Here is a 19,865-nt window from a genome sequence, read left to right on the forward strand (position 1 = left end):
CTATTTATCCCCCTTTTCATTCCTATTCTTAAGAAGGTTTGCTATATCTGAGATGCTCTTAGGAGAGGAAGCCGTATTCTGTTCCTTACTGCCGGAAGATTTCTCCTGTCCTTTGTCTGGTTCAGAGGCTTCTGTCTGTTTTTCATTGTCCTGTATGGAGCTTTCAATTGATTTTGTCTGCATTCTGGCCAATCTCTGAATGGATTCCGGAGCGTTCGGCGCAGAAGCAGCGGTAGTGATCATTTTTCTTCTCTTTGATGCCTTTGCCACATTCTTTGCAATCAGCTCGTCAACATCGACCTTGTCCATATATTTATTTACAAAGAACTGCTGTATAATTGCATATACGCTTGTAGCAATCCAGTAGATACCGATACCGGTAGGCAGGGTGACACAGAAGATACCGGACATCACCGGCATAACTACATTCATGGACTTCATGGCATTAGCCGAGGGATCCGTATTGCCCGGTTTATTCTTGACTTCAATCTGCTTTCCCTGTATAAACTGCAGTGCCATAGCAAGAATCGGCACTATAATCCCCGGAAATGCCCAGCCCGGCTTTTCCGCAATATTTAATCCAAGGAAATTATTCACATGCTTGATGTTCTCATAGGAGCTTGCAATTTCAGCCTGTAAGGACGGAAATACATCCTTCAGGGCATCCCACTGGGCCTGCTGGAATTTGGCCAGAACATCAATAATATAATTAATTGTAGAGAGATCATTATTGCCGGCCATTCTTATATTGGTTGCACCGGTAATAATTTCCTTCAATTTCTCCGCATAACCCGCTGTAGCCTGTATTCCCACTGCAACCGTATCATATAAATCCTTTACGGAGGATACATAAGCCGGAATATTATTAATTACCGAATACAGAGCAAACATCACCGGCAGGGTAATCAGCATCGGCAAGCATCCGGAAGCCGGGTTAGCGCCGTACTTCTGATATAAAGCCTGTGATTCCTCCTGCTGTTTTCTTAAAGAAACCTCATCCTTCTTTCCCTTATACTTCGCCTGTATCTTCTGCAATTCAGGGTTCATACGGGATGAGAGCTTCGTAAATTTCTGCTGTTTAATTGTTAAAGGAAGCATTAAGGTTCTTACAATAAACGTAAAAAAGATAATGGATAACGCAATATTCTGAATGCCGAATAAATGAAAAAATTCATAAATTGCATTCATGATCCAGCCCAGCACCGTCGAAATCGGACTCAGCAGTCCGCCGCTTGCCGTCAATAATGTAACCACCAATTATTTTTCCTCCTTAGAGCTGCTGTCCTGCCGACAGCAATGATTATGGTACCGGGTCATACCCTCCCTTATGAAAGGGATGACAACGCAATACCCGTCTTACCGCCAGGTATGTTCCCTTAAAAACTCCATACTTTTCCAATGCTTCAATTGCATATAAAGAGCAGGTAGGTGTATAGATACAACTGGGCGTTCTTTTAAGAGGCGATATATATTTTCGATAAAGCTTAATTACAAAAATAAATAAATTCCTAAATTTGATCCCTTTGTTCACTTCTATACCCCTACAGCCATACTTCTCTATATTTGATCAGATAGTACCGAATGATTTCCAATTTTATGGAGTTTCCTTAAATGTAACAATGCGCTTTCAATCTCACTATAGCTTCTGTCTCTCGCACCCTCTCTGGCTACAACGACAATGTCCAATCCTCTCAAAAAGCTATCCTCCGACAGTCGATAGCTTTCTCTGATCAATCTTGTTATTCTATGCCGAACAACACTATTACCAACTTTTTTACTCACCGATATTCCAATTCGATTATAATCCGTATCATTGCTTTTGACATACATAATCAGATATTTGTTTGCATATGATTTCCCGGTACTGTATATTTCTCTAAAATCTCCATTGCTTTTAATTGAATCCGAAAATTTCATCCTAGATTACCTTCAAAATATAAATTCCCTCTAAATAGAAGAAAAGGTCACAAAATTGCGACCTATGCAGACAACTGCTTTCTTCCCTTTGCTCTTCTGGCAGATAATACCTTTCTGCCTCCAGCAGTAGCCATTCTTGCTCTAAATCCGTGAACCCTTGCGTGGGATCTCTTCTTCGGTTGGAATGTCATCTTCATTGCGCTGCACCTCCTTCTTACCCGTACCGTCGCTCTACCTTGAGACACTTATGACATTTTGGAATATCACGTTTATTATATGCGCAATCAATCGCTTCGTCAAGTAAATATTTTGCTTTCCCCTGTTTTATAACCCTTATTTCAATCTGTTTCTTCTTATCTTATATGGGAGTTAACAAAAATTGTGGATAATCTGAATAGATTCGTGGATAAAACAAATATATTTTTTTTATTTTTTTGCTGATTCCTTGATTTTATGCACATTCTCAACCTGTTACTAATGTGAAATCAATTATCCACCCTTCCACATTTAATAAAACATAGAAGTAATAGTTAAGCCAGGCTCAACTATTACAAATAGAATGCATAAAAATAAAGAAAGGCATATTAACCATTGAAAATTTAACTAAATTGTTATAATATATACTTATGTGAGTATTGATGGAGGCTGTAATGAAGAATTTAATTCAGTCCAAATGGGACGACATTTTAATGTATTTAAGATCAGAATACGGTATTACGGATGTTTCCTATAATACCTGGCTGAAACCTCTTATGGTATATGATGTAACGGATCATGTTATTACGATTCTGATTAATGATGAACGGATTGGGCCTCCCAGCATTCATGTCATTCGTAATAAATATGAGTTGCTGCTAAAGGTCTCCATCGAAGAAGTATTGAATGAGCCCTATGATCTGCAGTTTGTCCTCCAGAGCCAGATCGATTCCATAGAGAAGGCTCCGGAACCTGCACCGGTGAAGAAGAAGAGCGGTGATACCGTATTACTGAATGCCAAATATACCTTTGATACCTTCGTAGTCGGCGGAAATAACGAATTTGCAAGAGCCGCGGCCCTGGCCGTAGCAGAGAACCCGGGTGAAATATATAACCCGCTTTTTATTTATGGCGGAGTAGGACTGGGCAAGACTCACCTGATGCATTCCATTGCCCATTTCATACTGGATCAGAATCCTGGTACCAAGGTACTTTATGTCACCAGTGAGAAGTTCACTAACGAGCTGATTGAAGCAATTCGTAATAATACCACCAACCAATTCCGGGACAAATACCGTTCCATAGATGCTCTTTTAATCGACGACATTCAGTTTATTATAGGTAAGGAGAGAACCCAGGAGGAATTTTTCCATACCTTTAATACCCTCCATGAGGCTAAGAAACAGATCATCATCTCCAGTGACCGCCCTCCCAAGGAAATTCTTACTTTGGAGGACAGGCTTCGTTCCCGTTTTGAACATGGTCTGCTGGCAGACATCCAGCCCCCGGACTATGAGACCAGAATGGCTATTTTACGCAAGAAGGAGGAGATGGAGGGCTTAACCATAGAAGAAGATGTTCTCAGCTATATTGCCACCAACATCAAATCCAACATCCGTGAGCTGGAGGGAGCATTGACCAAGATTGTTGCCTTCTCCAAGCTGAAGAAGAAGGTAATGACCCCTCTCTTTGCAGAGGAAGCGCTGAAGGACATTATCTCCCCTAATGAAAAGAAGATCGTTACCGTTGATTTTATCGTCGAGGTAGTGGCAGAGCATTATAATCTGACCCCTTCCGAAATTTACTCTAAGGATAAGAGCAGGAATATATCCTACCCGAGACAGATTGTTATGTATCTGTGCAGACGTCTTACGGGGCTGTCCGTAACAGAGATCGGTAAGAATCTGGGTAACCGGGATCATTCCACAGTGCTCCATGGCTTTGAGAAGATATTGGCAGATATTGATAGGGATGCTTCCCTGCATAATACCATCGACGTATTAATTAAGAAAATAAATCCGGAATAAAGCAGTGTAAATCAGGTTAATAATTTGTTGATAGCGTGTGGATGGCATGTGATTCATAATTTTTACATTTATTTTGTCCCTTTATTCATACCTTTGTCCACATAGGAAAGGCCTGGAATCCTGCCTCTTTATCAAGACCGGAACCCATTGATTCTTAAGGGCGGAAAGCAGATATTAACAATTTCACAGCTATTAATAATATGACTACTAAGAATCTTTTATATATTTCTATAAACGCGTGCGAAGGGAGATTATACACAGATGAAAATCCAATGTCAGAAAGCGGACCTTTTAAATGGTGTTAATATTGTATTAAAGGCTGTACCTGTCAAATCAACCATGCCCATATTGGAATGTCTGATTATAGAAGCAGGAAATGATTACATCAAATTAATTGCGAATGATATGGAGCTCGGTATTGAGACTTTAGTGAAAGGGAGGGTCATAGAGACAGGAACAGTAGCCCTGAACGCTAAGATATTCTCAGAGATTGTCCGCAGGCTTCCGGAAAATGAAATAAGCATCGCTACCGATGAGAACTATATAACGGAGATTATCTGTGAGAAGGCAAAGTTCTCCATCTCAGGAAGATCAGCAGAAGAGTTCCCGGGACTTCCTAAGATAGAAAAGGAGAATCCGGTAACATTGTCTCAGTTTACATTAAAGGAAATTATCCGTCAGACGGTTTTCTCTATTTCAGACAATGAAAGTAACAAGATAATGACCGGTGAGTTGTTCGAGATCAAGGAGAATGAACTTCGGGTCATCTCTCTGGACGGTCATAGAATCTCCATTCGTAAGATATTTATGAAGGATTCCTATGAGAACAGGAAGGTTATTGTACCCGGCAAGACCTTGAATGAGATCAGTAAAATTTTATCCGGAGAAGTCTCCTCCATGGTCAATATCTTTTTTACGGAAAAGCATGCCCTGTTTGAATTTGATGATACTCTGGTATTGACCAGACTGATTGAAGGGGAATATTACCGCATCGACCAAATGCTTTCCAGCGATTATGAGACAAAGGTTACCATCAATAAGAAGGAATTTCAAAGCTGTATAGAAAGAGCTTCCCTTTTGATCAGGGAGACAGATAAGAAGCCTATTATCCTTGATATCCGTGACAATAGTTTTGAGCTGAAGATCAATACCGCCATTGGTTCCATGAATGAAGACATTGATATTACACTGGAAGGTAAGGATGTGGTAATTGGCTTTAACCCGAAGTTCTTACTGGATGCGCTGCGTGTTATTGACGATGAGACAGTTGACCTTTATTTAATTAATGCGAAGGCGCCCTGCTTTATCCGCGATAAAGACCAGTCATATATCTATTTAATTCTGCCCGTTAATATTAATGTACCGGCATAGAAAGGCATGGTTGTCATAATGCATCAGATTAAATTAAGAGAAGAGTTTATTAAGCTGGGCCAGGCTCTGAAAGCAGCCGGCCTGGTGGATTCCGGCCTGGAGGCAAAGGAAGAGATTCTGGACGGTAAAGTTAAGGTGAACGGTGTTGTGGAGCTGCAGCGAGGAAAGAAGCTTCACGGCGGAGATATGGTAGAGTATAACGGAGAACAGATACAGATTATAGAGTGAGAAGGAAATACTGGTGCATCTATGATTATTAAATCCCTGGAACTCAAAGATTATCGGAATTATCGTGATCTTAACATGCAGTTTCATAACGGTACCAATATTTTATACGGAGAAAACGCCCAAGGGAAGACGAATATTCTTGAGGCGATTTATCTGTGTGGAACAACAAAATCCCATCGCGGCAGCAAGGATAAGGAAATTATAAGATTCCAGCAGGAAGAAGCCCATGTCCGGATTATCCTTGAGAAAAATCAGATCCCTCACCGGATCGATTTACATTTAAAGAGGAATAAGGCGAAGGGAGTTGCCATTGACGGGCTTCCCATTAAGAGACAAGGTGAATTATTCGGAATGCTGAACCTTGTGTTTTTTTCGCCGGAGGATTTGTATATCATTAAGAACGGTCCTGCGGAGAGAAGAAGATTCCTGGATTTGGAGCTTTGCCAGTTGGATAAGATTTATCTCAGTCATTTGACGAATTATAATAAAGTTCTGGTGCAAAGGAATAATTTATTAAGACAAATCAGTAATAACAGGAATTTATTGGATACACTATATTTATGGGATCAGAAATTAATAGAATACGGCCGGAAGATAATTGAGACAAGAGAAGATTTTATTTTCCGGTTAAATCAATTGGTGGGGGATATACATAGGAGACTTACCGGAGGAAAAGAAGAACTTGTTCTGGCCTATGAGCCCAATGTCCGGGCAGCCGATTTTGAAGATAAATTAAAGACCTATAGGGAAAAGGATTTATATTTAAAGATGACTCATGTAGGTCCTCACAGGGATGACCTGTGCTTTTTGCTGGGAACAGTGGATATACGAAGATACGGCTCCCAGGGGCAGCAAAGAACCGCCGCGCTGTCCTGCAAGCTGGCTGAAATCCAGCTGGTGAAGTCCGCAATCCGGGAAAATCCTATTTTACTTCTGGATGATGTCTTATCTGAGCTTGACCGGCAGCGGCAGACTCATCTGTTAAACAGCATCGGAGAGATACAGACCATGATTACCTGTACCGGATTGGAGGAATTTATCAACCGCCAATTTCAGTATAATAAGATTTTTCATGTGGCAGATGCAGAGGTTACGTGTGAGAATTAATGAAATATAGATTATTAGTTCGGAGGTGAAGTCCTCCAACAAACTGGAGGAGAAATCATGAGTAATGAATACGGCGCAGATCAGATTCAAATATTGGAAGGGCTTGAGGCAGTAAGAAAGCGGCCGGGAATGTATATCGGCTCCACTTCCTCCAAGGGCTTACACCACCTGGTTTATGAAATTGTAGATAATGCAGTGGATGAAGCTCTTGCCGGATACTGTGATACTATTGACGTATCCATCAATGAGGATAATTCCATAACGGTAATTGATAACGGCAGAGGTATTCCTGTAGGAATTAATCATAAAAAGGGAATTTCCTCCGTAGAGGTTGTATTTACCATCCTTCATGCCGGCGGCAAATTCGGCGGAGGAGGATACAAGGTATCCGGCGGCCTTCATGGAGTAGGAGCCTCCGTGGTGAACGCACTTTCCGAGTGGCTGACAGTGGAAATCTGTGTGGACGGGAAGAAATATCAGCAGAGATATGAAAGAGGCAAGGCCTGCGGGCGCTTGGAAGAGGTTGGAGAGACAGATTGCAGGGGAACTACCGTATCCTTCTTACCGGATAGAGAGATATTTGAGGAAACCGTCTATGATTATGAGATTCTAAAGCAGCGGCTGAGGGAAATGGCATTTCTGACCAAAGATATCAAGATCATTCTTCGGGATAAGCGGGAAGGGGAGGAGAAGGAAAGAGAATTCCACTATGCCGGCGGTATTAAGGAATATGTGGAATATCTGAACCGTCATAAGGATCCTCTCTACCCGGAGATTATTTATTGCGAAGGCACGAAGGATAATGTCTATGTGGAGGTTGCCCTTCAGCATAACAGCAGCTTTACAGAGGGCTGCTACAGCTTTGTTAATAATATTACAACTCCTGAGGGAGGCACGCATCTGGCAGGCTTTAAGAATGCCATTACAAAGACCTTTAACGATTACGCCAGATCTATGAAATTTCTTAAGGACAGCGATCAGAATCTTACAGGAGAGGATATCAGGGAAGGTCTGACAGCGATTATCAGTATTAAGATTTCAGATCCCCAGTTTGAAGGACAGACCAAGCAGAAGCTGGGCAATTCAGAAGCCAGGGGAGCTGTGGACAGTATAGTCAGTGAGCAGCTGACCTATTTCCTGGAGCAGAATCCGCAGGTGGCAAAGACGATTGTTGAGAAGGCCGTTCTTGCCCAGAGGGCCAGGGATGCTGCAAGAAAAGCCAGGGATCTCACCAGAAGAAAGACGGCGCTGGAGGGAATGAGCCTTCCCGGTAAGCTGGCAGATTGTTCGGAAAAGGATCCTTCCAAATGTGAGATCTATATCGTAGAGGGTGATTCCGCAGGCGGATCGGCGAAGACAGCACGTACCAGAGCGACTCAGGCGATTTTACCTCTAAGGGGAAAGATTCTCAATGTGGAGAAATCAAGGCTTGACAAGATTCTAATGAACAATGAAATCAAAGCAATGATTACAGCTTTTGGCACGGGCATTTCCGATGATTTTGATATCAGCAGGCTTCGTTATCATAAGATTATTATTATGACGGATGCAGATGTAGACGGTGCCCATATCAGTACCCTATTGCTGACCTTCCTCTACCGTTTTATGCCGGAGCTGATCAGGCAGGGTTATGTATATCTGGCGCAGCCGCCCCTTTATAAGGTGGAGAAGAATAAGATGGTGCGCTATGCCTACAGTGATGAAGAGCTGAATCAGATACTTATGGAAGTGGGAAGAGATTCCAATAACAAGATTCAACGTTATAAGGGTCTTGGAGAGATGGATGCAGAGCAGCTATGGGAGACCACCATGGACCCTGAGAGAAGAATCCTGCTCCGTGTTATGATGGATGAGGAGAATTCATCAGAAATCGATATCACCTTTACAACTCTCATGGGAGATAAGGTAGAGCCCAGAAGGGAATTTATCGAGGCGAATGCAAAGTATGCAAAGAATCTTGATATATAAACTGCTTTTTCACCGGCTGCAGGCAAAAGCGCCGGTGAAGAGCAATTAATGGAGGAATAACAATGGATGAGAATATCTTCGACAAGGTGCATGATGTGGATCTGAAGAAGACGATGGAGAACTCTTATATTGAGTACGCCATGTCAGTAATTGCAGCGCGCGCCCTGCCCGATGTAAGGGATGGTTTAAAGCCGGTACAGAGAAGAATTTTATATGCAATGATTGAATTGAATAATGGTCCCGACAAGCCTCACCGAAAATGCGCTCGTATTGTCGGTGATACCATGGGTAAATACCACCCTCATGGAGACAGTTCAATTTATGAGGCAATGGTAAAATTGGCACAGGATTTCTCAACCAGATATCCCCTGATTGACGGTCATGGCAATTTCGGGTCCGTGGACGGTGACGGCGCGGCGGCAATGCGTTATACCGAGGCCCGCCTAAGTAAGATTTCCATGGAGATGCTGTCTGACATCAATAAGGATACGGTGGACTTTTCTCCTAACTTTGATGAGACGGAGAAGGAGCCCCTGGTGCTTCCCTCCAGATATCCAAATCTTTTGATCAATGGAACTTCCGGTATTGCGGTAGGTATGGCGACTAATATTCCGCCTCATAACCTTCGGGAAGTAATCAATGGTGTTCTGAAAATTATTGATAACCAGATTGAAGAGGATCGGGAAACTGAAATAGAGGAATTACTGCAGATTATTAAGGGACCTGATTTCCCTACGGGAGCGGAGATTCTTGGCACAGCGGGAATCCAGGAGGCTTACCGGACCGGAAGAGGTAAGGTAAGGGTCCGTGCGGTGACTGAGATTGAAGCCATGCAAAACGGTAAGAATCGGATTCTTGTAACTGAGCTTCCTTACATGGTGAATAAAGCCCGCTTAATCGAGAAGATTGCCGAGCTGGTGAAGGAGAAGAAGATTGACGGCATCACAGAGCTCCGGGATGAATCAGACCGTACCGGTATGAGGATTGTAATTGAGCTGCGCCGGGATGTGAATGCCAATGTGCTCTTGAATCAGCTGTATAAACATACCCAGCTTCAGGATACCTTTGGTGTTATTATGCTGGCGCTGGTGAACAATGAGCCCAGAATCCTCAACCTGCATCAGATGCTGACTTATTATCTGAATCATCAGAAGGAAGTTGTTACAAGAAGGACCATCTATGATCTGAATAAGGCAGAGGAACGTGCCCATATCTTACAGGGTCTGCTCATTGCCCTTGACAATATTGATGAAGTAATCCGCATTATCCGGGGCTCCGCCAACGGTAATGCCGCAAAGGAGAAGTTAATCGAGCGCTTTACTCTGACGGATGTCCAGGCCCAAGCCATTATCGATATGAGGCTCCGTGCGCTGACCGGTCTGGAAAGAGAGAGGCTGGAGGCTGAATTTGCGGAGCTTATGAATAAGATAGCGGAATATAAGGCAATTCTTGCGGATGAAAAGCTGCTCCTTGGCGTAATCAAGGAGGAGATTACTCTTATCCGTGACAAATACGGGGATGAAAGAAGGACAAAAATAGGCTTTGATGAATTTGATATCTCCATGGAGGATCTGATTCCTAATGAAAATACCGTAATTGCCATGACGAAGCTGGGTTATATCAAACGTATGACCATTGATAATTTCAAGAGCCAGCATCGGGGCGGCAAGGGAATTAAGGGAATGCAGACCATCGAGGAGGATTTTATCGAAGATCTTCTGATGACCACGAACCATCATTATATCATGTTCTTCACCAATAAGGGCAGGGTATACCGGCTGAAGGCTTATGAGATTCCGGAAGCCAGCCGGACGGCAAGAGGAACGGCGATCGTTAACCTTCTGCAATTGCTTCCGGATGAAAGAATCACGGCAATTATTCCTCTGAAGGAATATAAGAATGACCGTTATCTGTTTATGGCGACAAAGAAGGGAATTGTGAAGAAGACCCCCATCCGGGATTATGAGAATATCAGAAAATCGGGACTGCAGGCCATCAATCTGCGGGAAGATGATGAATTGATTGAGGTAAAATCAACCAATCATCTGAAGGATATTATTCTAGTGACCAAGAACGGCATGTGTATCCGTTTTAATGAACGGGATGTGCGTCCTACCGGCAGGACATCCATGGGCGTAATCGGTATGACCATGACGGGAGATGATGAAATCATCGGAATGCAGCTTCATACTCAGGGAGAGTATCTGCTCTTTGTATCGGAATACGGCCTGGGCAAGCGGACGTCTATGGATGAATTCACCGTACAGCGCAGAGGCGGCAAGGGTGTAAAATGCTATAAGATCATGGACAGAACCGGTGATGTGATCGGTGTAAAGGCGGTAAATGAGGAAAATGAGGTAATGCTCATCACCAATGAAGGAATTATCATCCGAATTGCAGTGAGTGATATATCAGTGCTGGGAAGAATTACTTCCGGTGTGAAGCTGATGGATATTGATACCGCGAAGAAGATCAAGGTGGCTAACCTGACCAAGGTGAAGGAAGGTACGGATGTAACCACGGAGGATGAGCTGATTAAGAATCTGGAAAAAGAACTGGAAGAAGAGGATCAGGTAGTTGATACCAGTGAATTTGAGAATGAAGATTTTTATGAAGCGGAGGAGGATGTGAATTCAAGTGAGATTATGGATGATGTGTTGAATGAGGATTCTGAGGACAGCCCGGAAGAAGATCAGGAAGACACAGATTCCTTATAGGAGTTGGACACCGGATATAGTATAAGAGGATAGAACCAGCATGAGAAGAATTCATACGGATGTAATTATTCAAAATATAAAAGAGATGTGCATCGAAGCCAACTATCAGTTGGCTTCTGATGTAGAATCAAGGGTGCGCGGCGCTTACGAAGAGGAAGAAAGCCTGCTGGGCCGGCAGATTCTGGAACAATTAGGGGAGAATCTTGACATTGCCGCAGCAGATCATATTCCTATTTGTCAGGATACCGGAATGGCAATCGTATTTGTCGCCTTGGGCCAGGGGCTTCAGGTGGAAGGTGAATATCTGGAAGACGCAATTAACGAAGGGATTCGCCAGGGCTATGAGGAAGGCTATTTACGAAAATCCGTAGTAGGGGATCCTCTGCTCCGAAAAAATACAGGTGATAATACTCCTGGAATTATCCATTATGAGATAGTGTCCGGAGATGGACTAGAACTAATTGTCGCACCCAAGGGTTTTGGCAGTGAGAATATGAGCAGAATTTATATGCTCAAGCCCTCGGATGGAATAACAGGGGTTAAGAATGCGGTGATTGATGCCGTAAAGCTTGCGGGCCCCAATGCCTGCCCCCCCGTTGTGGTAGGAGTAGGCATTGGAGGAAGCTTTGAAAAATGCGGGATATTGGCTAAGAAAGCGTTAACAAGGAGCATGGAGGAGCCCTCTCCTCTGGAGCATATCCGCAGAATGGAAGAAGAGCTGTTAGAAGAGATCAACCGGTTGGGAATCGGGCCGGGAGGTCTTGGGGGAAGAATAACAGCCCTGGGAGTAAATATTGAGATCTATCCGACCCATATTGCCGGGCTGCCGGTAGCAGTCAATATCTGCTGTCATGTGAACCGGCATGTAAAGAGAAAATTGCTGTAAAAATTATGGGAAGCGATATGAGATAATTTGCGAAGGTTAGGCGGAAGGATAAAGAGGAAAGACATGGATAAGTATATTAATACACCGCTGACAATACAGAAGGTTGAAGAACTCCAGGCCGGAGATTATGTATATATTACAGGTACTATATATACTGCCAGGGACGCCGCTCATCAGCGGATGTATGATGCCGCCCTTCAGGGAAAGGCAATTCCTCTGGAGGTGAAGGATCAGATTATCTACTACCTGGGACCGACTCCGGAGAGGGAGGGCCAGGTGATTGGCTCAGCCGGTCCCACTACCAGCAGCCGTATGGATAAGTACACCCCGCTGTTGCTGGATCATGGTCTGAAGGGGATGATCGGTAAAGGAATCCGCAATAAGGAAGTGATAGAATCCATGGTAAAGAATAAAGCCGTTTATTTTGCAGCGGTAGGAGGAGCCGGCGCGCTGCTGTCTAAAAGAATTAAAGCCAGCAAGGTCATAGCCTATGAGGATCTGGGTACGGAAGCAATCCGGGAATTATACGTGGAGAATTTTCCGGTAATCGTCGTAATTGATTGCAAAGGAAATAATTTATATGAAATAGTAATGCAAAATTGTTGACAAAAGCTAAGTCCTTTGATATACTAGATTTTGCTTCTGTGAGAAATTACGGCGGCAAAATAATAAATAGAACGAATTAAGTTCGGAGCTGGAGAAATACTCAAGAGGCCGAAGAGGCGCCCCTGCTAAGGGTGTAGGTCGGGCAACCGGCGCGAGGGTTCAAATCCCTCTTTCTCCGTTATAGAAATGAATAAGACACTGTTGTAAAATTATGAAATGATTTTATAACAGTGTTTTATTATACTGAGGGGGCAAGAATATTTCATTTGCGGAGGTGGCAATGCATTTACCGTTGAATGCATGAAACCCTATGCAGTTTATCAAACCTTAAGAGGTCCGGTTGATTCCATGGGTGTCTATTTTAGATGCAGGGTGACCGGAGAGGTCCTGCAATCGGGAGACGATACCTCTGATATTGAGTGGATAAGCATAAGTGAGTTAAATAGTTTGATAAAATCCCAATATAATTTTTCTGACATTGATAAATCCGCTCTATTGTTTTACTTAAAAATACGTTGTGTGGCGAATAAAAGCTGATTGCAAAAAAGCAATTGGCTTTTTTGCTGGTTGTTGATTTATGACAGGATGCTTTTGACGCTATGACCAATGACCGGGTATACCGGAAGGCTATGACCATCGATGTAGTTTATATCCTCACTTCAAGTATAAAGGAAGGGTTTTGTACCTCCAGGGTATGGGTGTGTTTCCACCGGGTATCGCTGCATCGGCGGAAGACTGCCACACCGCAGCTTCTCTGATTTGCTATAAACAGCCAGTTTCCGCATTGGCTGAAGGTAAAATGTCTTGGCCAGCTGCCGCCGCACCCAAAGCCTCCCAAGGGAAGCAGCTCTCTATTTTGCAGGACCTCGAATATGGCAATCGTTTCTTCGCCCCGGTTGCTTACATAGACGTATTCTCCGGAAGGAGAAAAGGCGATATGACCGGCGTAGCTTTCACCTGTAAAGTCCGGCGCAAGGGTCGGGCAACTGCCGATTATTTCAAGACTGCCGTTCTTTTTGTTCCACGATAGAGCATAGAGGGTACTGGAAAGCTCACAAAGCGCCAGCACCCAGCTTTGGGTAGGGTGGAAGGCGAGGAGGCGCGGTCCGCTGCCCTGCGGCATTTGGACACACTGGAGTTCTTTTCCCAGCGTTCCGGCCATAAAATCAGGCCGGTACACCGTTAATGTGCTTTTCCCCAGATCTGCGATGATGACATGCCGCCCGTCGGGTGTGAGGGTAACAGAGTGAACATGGGGCTGCTCCCCGCTGTCTGTCTTGTGGCTGATAAAATCGCTGACAAGGAGCGGTTCGCCGTTTTCCCCCAGCTTAATACAGGCCATATCCCCGCTGGTATAATTAGAAGCAAACAGCAAGGGAGCATTGGGCGGCAGCATGAGATGGCACATGGCTCTGCCGGGAGTCTCAAAATCGTAAAGCTTTGTGAGCGCCCCGTTATGATCTGTCTGAAAGACAGAGAGGCCTGCTCCGCTGTCGTATTCGTTGGCGGCATAAACCTTACCGCCCTTTTCAGCAAGATAGGACGGACTGATGCAGCCGCCTGTCTGCCCGATAATCTCCAGCCTTGCCGTATGTTCATTAAGCAGGCAATGGTAAATACTGGCTTCATTCTTATCTTGTGTATAACTGCCTATATAAAAAATATTTTGCATAATCCCGCACTCCTTTTCCATATGCTGTAACTTTCTGCGCAAAGCAGCGCCTGTGCTCCCTTGCTGTTAATTTGAATTTTTGTTTGGTCATACATTTATTATTAATTCATTTGTATAGTCCAAGTCAATAACTGACGAAAATTTAGCATATTGCACAAGATATTAAAAGTTCCTGGATGATGCATATTCTTTTTGTATTCTGAGATACTAAATACGAGAATATTTTGAAAGGAGTTTTCGTATGTCCCAATTAAATCAAATTGAACTGCAGAATCTACGTCACTTAATTGGCTCTCATGATACCGCTCATCAGAAATTGCAGGCTTATGCCGAGCAAGCGACGGATCCTGAAATCAAGCAATTTTTTCAGAATAGCGCCCAGGAAGCGATGAAAACCAAACAACAGTTATTAGGATTTTTGAATTAAAGGAGGAAAGAAGTAATGATACAGGAAAAAATAATGGTCAATGATGTTCTTTCCTCTGTAAAGAGCAGTCTGACATTTTATGCCAACACGATTTCCGAATGTGCGAACCCCGCGCTGCGTTCCACCATTCAGCAGATTCGTAATAGTGATGAAGTATCACAGTATAAGCTGTTCCAGATGGCACAGGCAAAAGGATATTACAAGCCCGCTGTCATGGCAAAGGACGATGAAGTGCAGCAGACGAAATCCCAGCTCACCGGTCAGTAATAAAACCTATAATAGGATCAATCAGGACCGAAAGGTGGAAAAGCCCGACTATACGCCGGGCTTTTTTGTATTATAAATCATTTAGAAACCTATTGACAAAAAGAATTATATTATCATACCCTATAAATAAAAAAGCCGTGATTATCTGTACGTTAAAACTCGGATATGTCAAGTAATGTTTTGTTATTCTGGAGTTGGAAAGGAGGATGAGGCAATGCAGTGGATTGACAGGATCTAACTTTTACGCTTATGATCACGGGGTAAATGAAATGCATTACATGGTTTTTGAAAAAAGAGCGTTCAATGTCCTTGGTATTCGCAGGATAACGCCGCAGAGCGGCGGCACATGGGGCATCGTAAAGGCAGAGGGAGCGGCAAAACGGCTGCAGGAAATCAGCAGAAATCCTTGCAACCTTGGGCTGTGCTTCGGATTTGATAAGGATGGTAACAACGATTATATGTGCGGCGTTGAATATAAGGGAGAAGCTGTCACAGGGTTCGACCTATACCGATGCCCAGCCAGCACATGGCTGATATTTACTGCCAAAGGAAGAATTTCCGAGGACATAATCGGGAAAACATGGAAGCGTATTCATGGTGAATTCATGCTTCAGAGCGAGTACCAACAGCAACAAGACATGCCGGCTATTGAGCGGTATTCCGAATGGGATGAAACTGCGGACACTTGTCAAGTGGAGATTTTCATTCCGGTGAAGAAAGAGAGTTAAGGGAAAAGTTCTTAAGCTATGATTGATTTGATGGGAGGTGAGTGTTGTGAACTGGATTGATAAAATGAATGATGTTATGGCATACATAGAAAGCCATCTCAGCGATGAAATTGATATGGCCAAGGTTGCGAAGCTTTCCTGTTCGTCCGCAGCCACATTCCAGCGGATGTTCTCATTCATTTGTGACACGCCCTTATCCGAATATATCAGGCGCAGACGGCTCACGCTCGCCGCTTTTGAACTGCAAAACAGCAACATCAAAGTAATTGACCTTGCAGTAAAATACGGCTATGATTCTCCGGATGCATTTGCCCACGCATTTCATACCATCCATGGGGTTTCTCCGTCAACTGCACGCAATACCGGCATTACATTACAGGCATATCCGCCTCTCTCCTTCCATTTGACGTTAAAGGGAGTGGCGCCAATCAACTATAGGATTGAACCCAAGGAAGCGTTCTCGGTTTACGGGATCGAACGCATTATAAACATTGAAGAGGAAGATAACTGGAAGTCCATACCCGCTTTTTGGGCGGAGATTCAAACAAACGGTGAGCTTGATAAGCTGATCCAATCCACCAATTTGCGGATGCCAGAGGAAGGGAAGGACCTTATCAATGCTGTCAATTTTTATCGTATGACGGATGACGGCACTATCCCATATATGATCTTTGCGATGGAAACAGAGGAAAGCAACACGGCGGGCTACAAGGTCGTCGATGTACCGGCCGCGACATGGGCGATATTCAAAAGTAATCTTCATATCCTTGATGAAACAAGTCAGGTGATGTCGGATTTGAAAAAGCGCTTATACACCGAATGGCTCCCTGCCGCAGATTACGATCATTTGGAAGGCTACGAATTTGAGATGACATACAGGTGCCAAGACCGGTATTACAGCGAAATATGGGTACGAGTTGTGCCGGGAAAAGATTGAAACAACCGACAAGGAAGGGAGAACGGAAGGATGATATATCTTGATGAGGCGAAACGATGGATACTTCTTTTTCAAAGGAATGCATCCATTTATCTGAATAAGGACGAGTATGAGGAATACAGGAAGCTTTCCGAAACTGAAATGGAAAGCGGACTGAAAGCATTGCTGGAGCGGCCCATTGCCAGTTTTACGGTATTAAATGAGTTGTACTTTCGCGCCAGGTGGGATGAAGCCCTTGGAGCGGTATACTACGGTGATGATCTCACACTGCTGGAGGTGGCGACCGGCGACGCTGACATGATTCCACAAATGTTAGGGCGTACCCGGCCGCACAGCCACTACATCACCTCCAACATGAATAAGCTGCTCAATCACAGCCTGCTGAAAAAGACGAAGGGTTTGCCGATCACAATGAGGCTGATCGATGATGATGCGGCCAATATCACCAGCCACATCGGAGAGGCATCGGTGGATGTTATCACCTTCCAGCACGCGGTAAACGATGTGCTTCAGGCGATCCTGTGCGGCCGCGAAGGCATTGATACCATCGATTCCGACTGGATGGAAACCCTGCCGGAGATGATCGCCGTCTTACAGCGAGAGGTCAGGGAGAACACTCTGGAGCAGCATATCAAGGGTGCGTTTCTGGAATTGATCCGCAGTCTGCTGAAGGTCTTAAAACCGGGCGGCATCATTATCATGAATCACTATATGTTCCAGCTGGATTTGGACTGGGGCTATCCCCCGGAGCTATTCGAGAATATGCTTCCCATGGTCAGGGAATGGCTCCGTGAGTTGGATGCGCGTGAGATCTTTGTTGAAGGCTTCCATCCCAACTGGTGGCTCTTTTTGAAGAAGCCGTAACAGGCGATATATAAAACACCTAAAAATGGTACGGCGGAGGAGAGTGTCGATGCGGAGAAAGGATTTAGAGTTGCATTTGAAGCGGCATGGCAGGCGTATATTTCCGGTACAATACCGATTGGTGCGTGCGTGTTAAATGAACAAGAGGAAGTTGTGGCAATTGGTAAAAATCAGATTCATTGTGAAGCAGACGGTAATAACTTAATTGCGATGCATCAATTAGCACATGCAGAAGCAAATGTCATTCTTAGGAAAAACATCTATTTCATATGAGGAGGAGGTGAAATTTCAGAGATTATGAAAGGGTACAAGGAACATCTTCCCGCATCAGGTTTTATCGGAAAATGTTCGGGACAATCGGTTTAAAATATAGTATTTATCAAAGGACAGACTCATAGGGGGAGATAAAAGTATGAATAATGTTAAGGGTAAGAGATGGATTTGGATGCTGGCAATTCTGTTGGTCCTGGCCATGTCCATGGCATGCGGTCCGGTAAACAGCGGGGAGAAGATTGGGAATGGCACTGCCGAAGGGAATTTGAAGGAGGCAGATAGTAAGGGGCCGGAGATAGAAGAAGGGGAAGAAAAGATATCCGGATCAGAGGTGACAGAGGCGACCAAGACACCGTCGGAAACGGAGGATGCCGCTTCCGGATCGGAAACAAAAGCTTCGGAAGAGAAAGACGGGTCAGAGGAAGCACAAGCCCCGGGGGAAAAAGAACTGCAGGAAATGAGGGACATTACCTCCCTTGAATTGGTGAAGGAGATAAAAATCGGCTGGAATCTGGGCAATACCATGGATGCCACCGGAGGAACCGGAATAAATTCCGAGTTATCCTGGGGAAATCCAATGACGAAAAAGGAGATGGTGGACACCCTTAAGGCAGCAGGCTTTAATGTGCTGAGGGTCCCTACCACCTGGGAGAAGCACCTGGGACCTGCTCCGGATTATAAAATAGATGAGAAGTGGCTCAGCCGTGTCCGTGATATCATAGATTATGGGATCGACAATGATATGTTCGTCATTTTAAACATGCACCATGAGGAATGGCATTTTCCTTCCTATGAGAATGAAGAGGCGGCAATAAAAATACTGACGGCAGTATGGAAACAGATTGCAAACTGCTTCGAAGGCTATGACGAGCATCTGATCTTTGAAGGCTTGAACGAACCCCGTCAAAAGGGTACTCCAAATGAGTGGAACGGAGGAAATAAGGAAGGCTGGGACGTGGTGAATCAATTCAATGCAGCCTTTATAGAGACAATCCGTAACGCGGGAGGCAATAATCCGCTCCGGCATCTGATGATCCCGCCGTATGCCGCGGCGGCAAGTACGAAGACCTGGTCAGGCTTTACCATACCGGAGGACGATAAGGTTATTGTATCAATTCATGCATATACACCCTACAATTTTACCTTGAATCTAAACGGAACCTCGGAATGGAGCAGGGAGAAACCAAATGACAAGAATGAAATTGACGGCTTGATGAGCAGTCTGGACAAATTCTTTATAAGTAAAGGGATACCGGTAATTATCGGAGAGTTTGGCGCCATGAACAAAGAGAATATCGAGGCGCGGACCGATTGGGCGGAATACTACATCAAAAAGGCAGGGGAAATCGGGATACCCTGCATCTGGTGGGATAACGGCGCCTTCAGCGGGGAAGGGGAGCTGTTCGGGCTGCTGGACCGCCGCAATCTGAGCTGGAAATATCCTGAGATTGTCGATGCATTGATGAAGGGCGCTGCAGAAAGCGGCAGGTAAAAGAAAAAAGATTTCAGGAGAGATATATAATAATTATTACAGCTGCTTCCCAAGGGCTGCGGGTCAGGCAGGCCAGAGATTCCGACAAGGAACCTATGGCCTGCAAAGAGCCTGTTCCAGCGAAGCAGAGCTATTTGCAGGGGGGAGTGGACTATCCCTCCGGATACCATAAAAAGGGTCATTGTTTGATTTTAATAAATTGTTTTAAAAAAATAAAAAATTTAAGTTAAAAAGTTGTTGACAAAGGTATTTGCTTGTGATATTATTAATTTTGCTGACGCGTTACAGAAAATAAACGCGGAAAGCAAATGCACCTTGATAACTGAACAGTGAAACAACCCTGAAATTCTAAAAAAATTGAAGTGTCACATGCACTTCAAGGGTCCAAAACAGAACACCGGC

The 19,865-nt window shown here is 44.2% G+C and carries 20 protein-coding genes and 1 tRNA gene; 16 read left to right on the forward strand and 5 right to left on the reverse strand.

What is annotated here, in order from left to right; all coding sequences use genetic code 11:
* From HNQ56_RS22910 to rpmH, 4 genes are all read right to left on the reverse strand, one after another.
* Positions 1 to 1,254 (reverse strand): YidC/Oxa1 family membrane protein insertase, encoded by a 1,254-nt coding sequence (locus tag HNQ56_RS22910; protein ID WP_429150764.1) that lies wholly within the window; start codon positions 1,252 to 1,254, stop codon positions 1 to 3.
* A gap of 46 nt (positions 1,255 to 1,300) precedes the next feature.
* On the reverse strand, positions 1,301 to 1,519 hold the full coding sequence (gene yidD / locus HNQ56_RS22915; RefSeq protein WP_429150766.1) for a membrane protein insertion efficiency factor YidD: 219 nt from the start codon (positions 1,517 to 1,519) through the stop codon (positions 1,301 to 1,303).
* 38 nt (positions 1,520 to 1,557) lie between these two features.
* Positions 1,558 to 1,917, reverse strand: coding sequence for a ribonuclease P protein component (rnpA, locus tag HNQ56_RS22920; RefSeq protein WP_429150735.1), 360 nt, complete (start codon positions 1,915 to 1,917; stop codon positions 1,558 to 1,560).
* 62 nt (positions 1,918 to 1,979) lie between these two features.
* A complete protein-coding gene (gene rpmH, locus HNQ56_RS22925) occupies positions 1,980 to 2,114 on the reverse strand; it encodes a 50S ribosomal protein L34 (protein WP_429150736.1) in 135 nt (44 codons plus the stop codon).
* A 453-nt stretch (positions 2,115 to 2,567) separates the two neighbouring features.
* Between rpmH and dnaA the strand changes: the two genes are divergently transcribed.
* The 9 genes from dnaA (at position 2,568) to HNQ56_RS22970 (ending at position 12,981) form a co-directional block, all read left to right on the forward strand.
* Positions 2,568 to 3,920: a chromosomal replication initiator protein DnaA gene (dnaA, locus tag HNQ56_RS22930; protein ID WP_429150738.1), complete on the forward strand. Its 1,353-nt coding sequence runs from the start codon at positions 2,568 to 2,570 to the stop codon at positions 3,918 to 3,920.
* 261 nt (positions 3,921 to 4,181) lie between these two features.
* Positions 4,182 to 5,291 carry a DNA polymerase III subunit beta gene (gene dnaN / locus HNQ56_RS22935; protein WP_429150740.1) on the forward strand — a complete coding sequence of 370 codons (1,110 nt, stop codon included), beginning with the start codon at positions 4,182 to 4,184 and terminating at the stop codon, positions 5,289 to 5,291.
* 18 nt (positions 5,292 to 5,309) lie between these two features.
* Positions 5,310 to 5,519 carry an RNA-binding S4 domain-containing protein gene (locus HNQ56_RS22940; RefSeq protein ID WP_429150741.1) on the forward strand — a complete coding sequence of 70 codons (210 nt, stop codon included), beginning with the start codon at positions 5,310 to 5,312 and terminating at the stop codon, positions 5,517 to 5,519.
* A 21-nt stretch (positions 5,520 to 5,540) separates the two neighbouring features.
* Positions 5,541 to 6,626, forward strand: a complete 1,086-nt coding sequence (recF, locus tag HNQ56_RS22945) for a DNA replication/repair protein RecF (RefSeq protein WP_429150743.1) — start codon at positions 5,541 to 5,543, stop codon at positions 6,624 to 6,626.
* A gap of 57 nt (positions 6,627 to 6,683) precedes the next feature.
* Positions 6,684 to 8,594, forward strand: a complete 1,911-nt coding sequence (gene gyrB, locus HNQ56_RS22950; RefSeq protein ID WP_429150745.1) for a DNA topoisomerase (ATP-hydrolyzing) subunit B — start codon at positions 6,684 to 6,686, stop codon at positions 8,592 to 8,594.
* A gap of 62 nt (positions 8,595 to 8,656) precedes the next feature.
* The gene (gene gyrA / locus HNQ56_RS22955) at positions 8,657 to 11,311 is read left to right on the forward strand and encodes a DNA gyrase subunit A (protein ID WP_429150746.1); all 2,655 of its coding nucleotides are present in this window, start codon (positions 8,657 to 8,659) and stop codon (positions 11,309 to 11,311) included.
* Between the two features lie 40 nt (positions 11,312 to 11,351).
* Positions 11,352 to 12,197 (forward strand): fumarate hydratase, encoded by an 846-nt coding sequence (locus HNQ56_RS22960; protein WP_429150748.1) that lies wholly within the window; start codon positions 11,352 to 11,354, stop codon positions 12,195 to 12,197.
* A 63-nt stretch (positions 12,198 to 12,260) separates the two neighbouring features.
* Complete coding sequence (locus HNQ56_RS22965; protein ID WP_429150749.1) at positions 12,261 to 12,803, forward strand: Fe-S-containing hydro-lyase; 543 nt, start codon at positions 12,261 to 12,263, stop codon at positions 12,801 to 12,803.
* A gap of 90 nt (positions 12,804 to 12,893) precedes the next feature.
* Positions 12,894 to 12,981: transfer RNA gene (locus HNQ56_RS22970), tRNA-Ser, on the forward strand.
* Positions 12,982 to 13,449: 468 nt separating this feature from the next.
* Here HNQ56_RS22970 and HNQ56_RS22975 read toward each other — a convergent pair.
* Positions 13,450 to 14,475 (reverse strand): lactonase family protein, encoded by a 1,026-nt coding sequence (locus tag HNQ56_RS22975; protein WP_429150751.1) that lies wholly within the window; start codon positions 14,473 to 14,475, stop codon positions 13,450 to 13,452.
* A gap of 241 nt (positions 14,476 to 14,716) precedes the next feature.
* Here HNQ56_RS22975 and HNQ56_RS22980 point away from each other — a divergent pair, with 241 nt between their 5' ends.
* The 7 genes from HNQ56_RS22980 (at position 14,717) to HNQ56_RS23010 (ending at position 19,463) form a co-directional block, all read left to right on the forward strand.
* Positions 14,717 to 14,902, forward strand: a complete 186-nt coding sequence (locus HNQ56_RS22980) for a hypothetical protein (RefSeq protein ID WP_429150752.1) — start codon at positions 14,717 to 14,719, stop codon at positions 14,900 to 14,902.
* A gap of 15 nt (positions 14,903 to 14,917) precedes the next feature.
* Complete coding sequence (locus HNQ56_RS22985; protein WP_429150753.1) at positions 14,918 to 15,169, forward strand: spore coat protein; 252 nt, start codon at positions 14,918 to 14,920, stop codon at positions 15,167 to 15,169.
* Between the two features lie 224 nt (positions 15,170 to 15,393).
* Positions 15,394 to 15,897 (forward strand): GyrI-like domain-containing protein, encoded by a 504-nt coding sequence (locus HNQ56_RS22990; protein WP_429150755.1) that lies wholly within the window; start codon positions 15,394 to 15,396, stop codon positions 15,895 to 15,897.
* A 46-nt stretch (positions 15,898 to 15,943) separates the two neighbouring features.
* On the forward strand, positions 15,944 to 16,834 hold the full coding sequence (locus HNQ56_RS22995; RefSeq protein WP_429150756.1) for an AraC family transcriptional regulator: 891 nt from the start codon (positions 15,944 to 15,946) through the stop codon (positions 16,832 to 16,834).
* Positions 16,835 to 16,864: 30 nt separating this feature from the next.
* Entirely contained in the window at positions 16,865 to 17,698 is an 834-nt protein-coding gene (locus HNQ56_RS23000) for a hypothetical protein (protein WP_429150757.1), read from the forward strand.
* Between the two features lie 6 nt (positions 17,699 to 17,704).
* Positions 17,705 to 17,971 carry a cytidine/deoxycytidylate deaminase family protein gene (locus HNQ56_RS23005; protein ID WP_429150768.1) on the forward strand — a complete coding sequence of 89 codons (267 nt, stop codon included), beginning with the start codon at positions 17,705 to 17,707 and terminating at the stop codon, positions 17,969 to 17,971.
* Between the two features lie 139 nt (positions 17,972 to 18,110).
* A complete protein-coding gene (locus HNQ56_RS23010) occupies positions 18,111 to 19,463 on the forward strand; it encodes a glycoside hydrolase family 5 protein (protein WP_429150759.1) in 1,353 nt (450 codons plus the stop codon).
* The last annotated feature ends 402 nt before the right edge of the window (positions 19,464 to 19,865 follow it).

Origin of the sequence: Anaerotaenia torta (genome assembly GCF_050433395.1) — a bacterium.
Classification (GTDB): Bacteria; Bacillota; Clostridia; order Lachnospirales; family Lachnospiraceae; genus Mobilitalea; species Mobilitalea torta.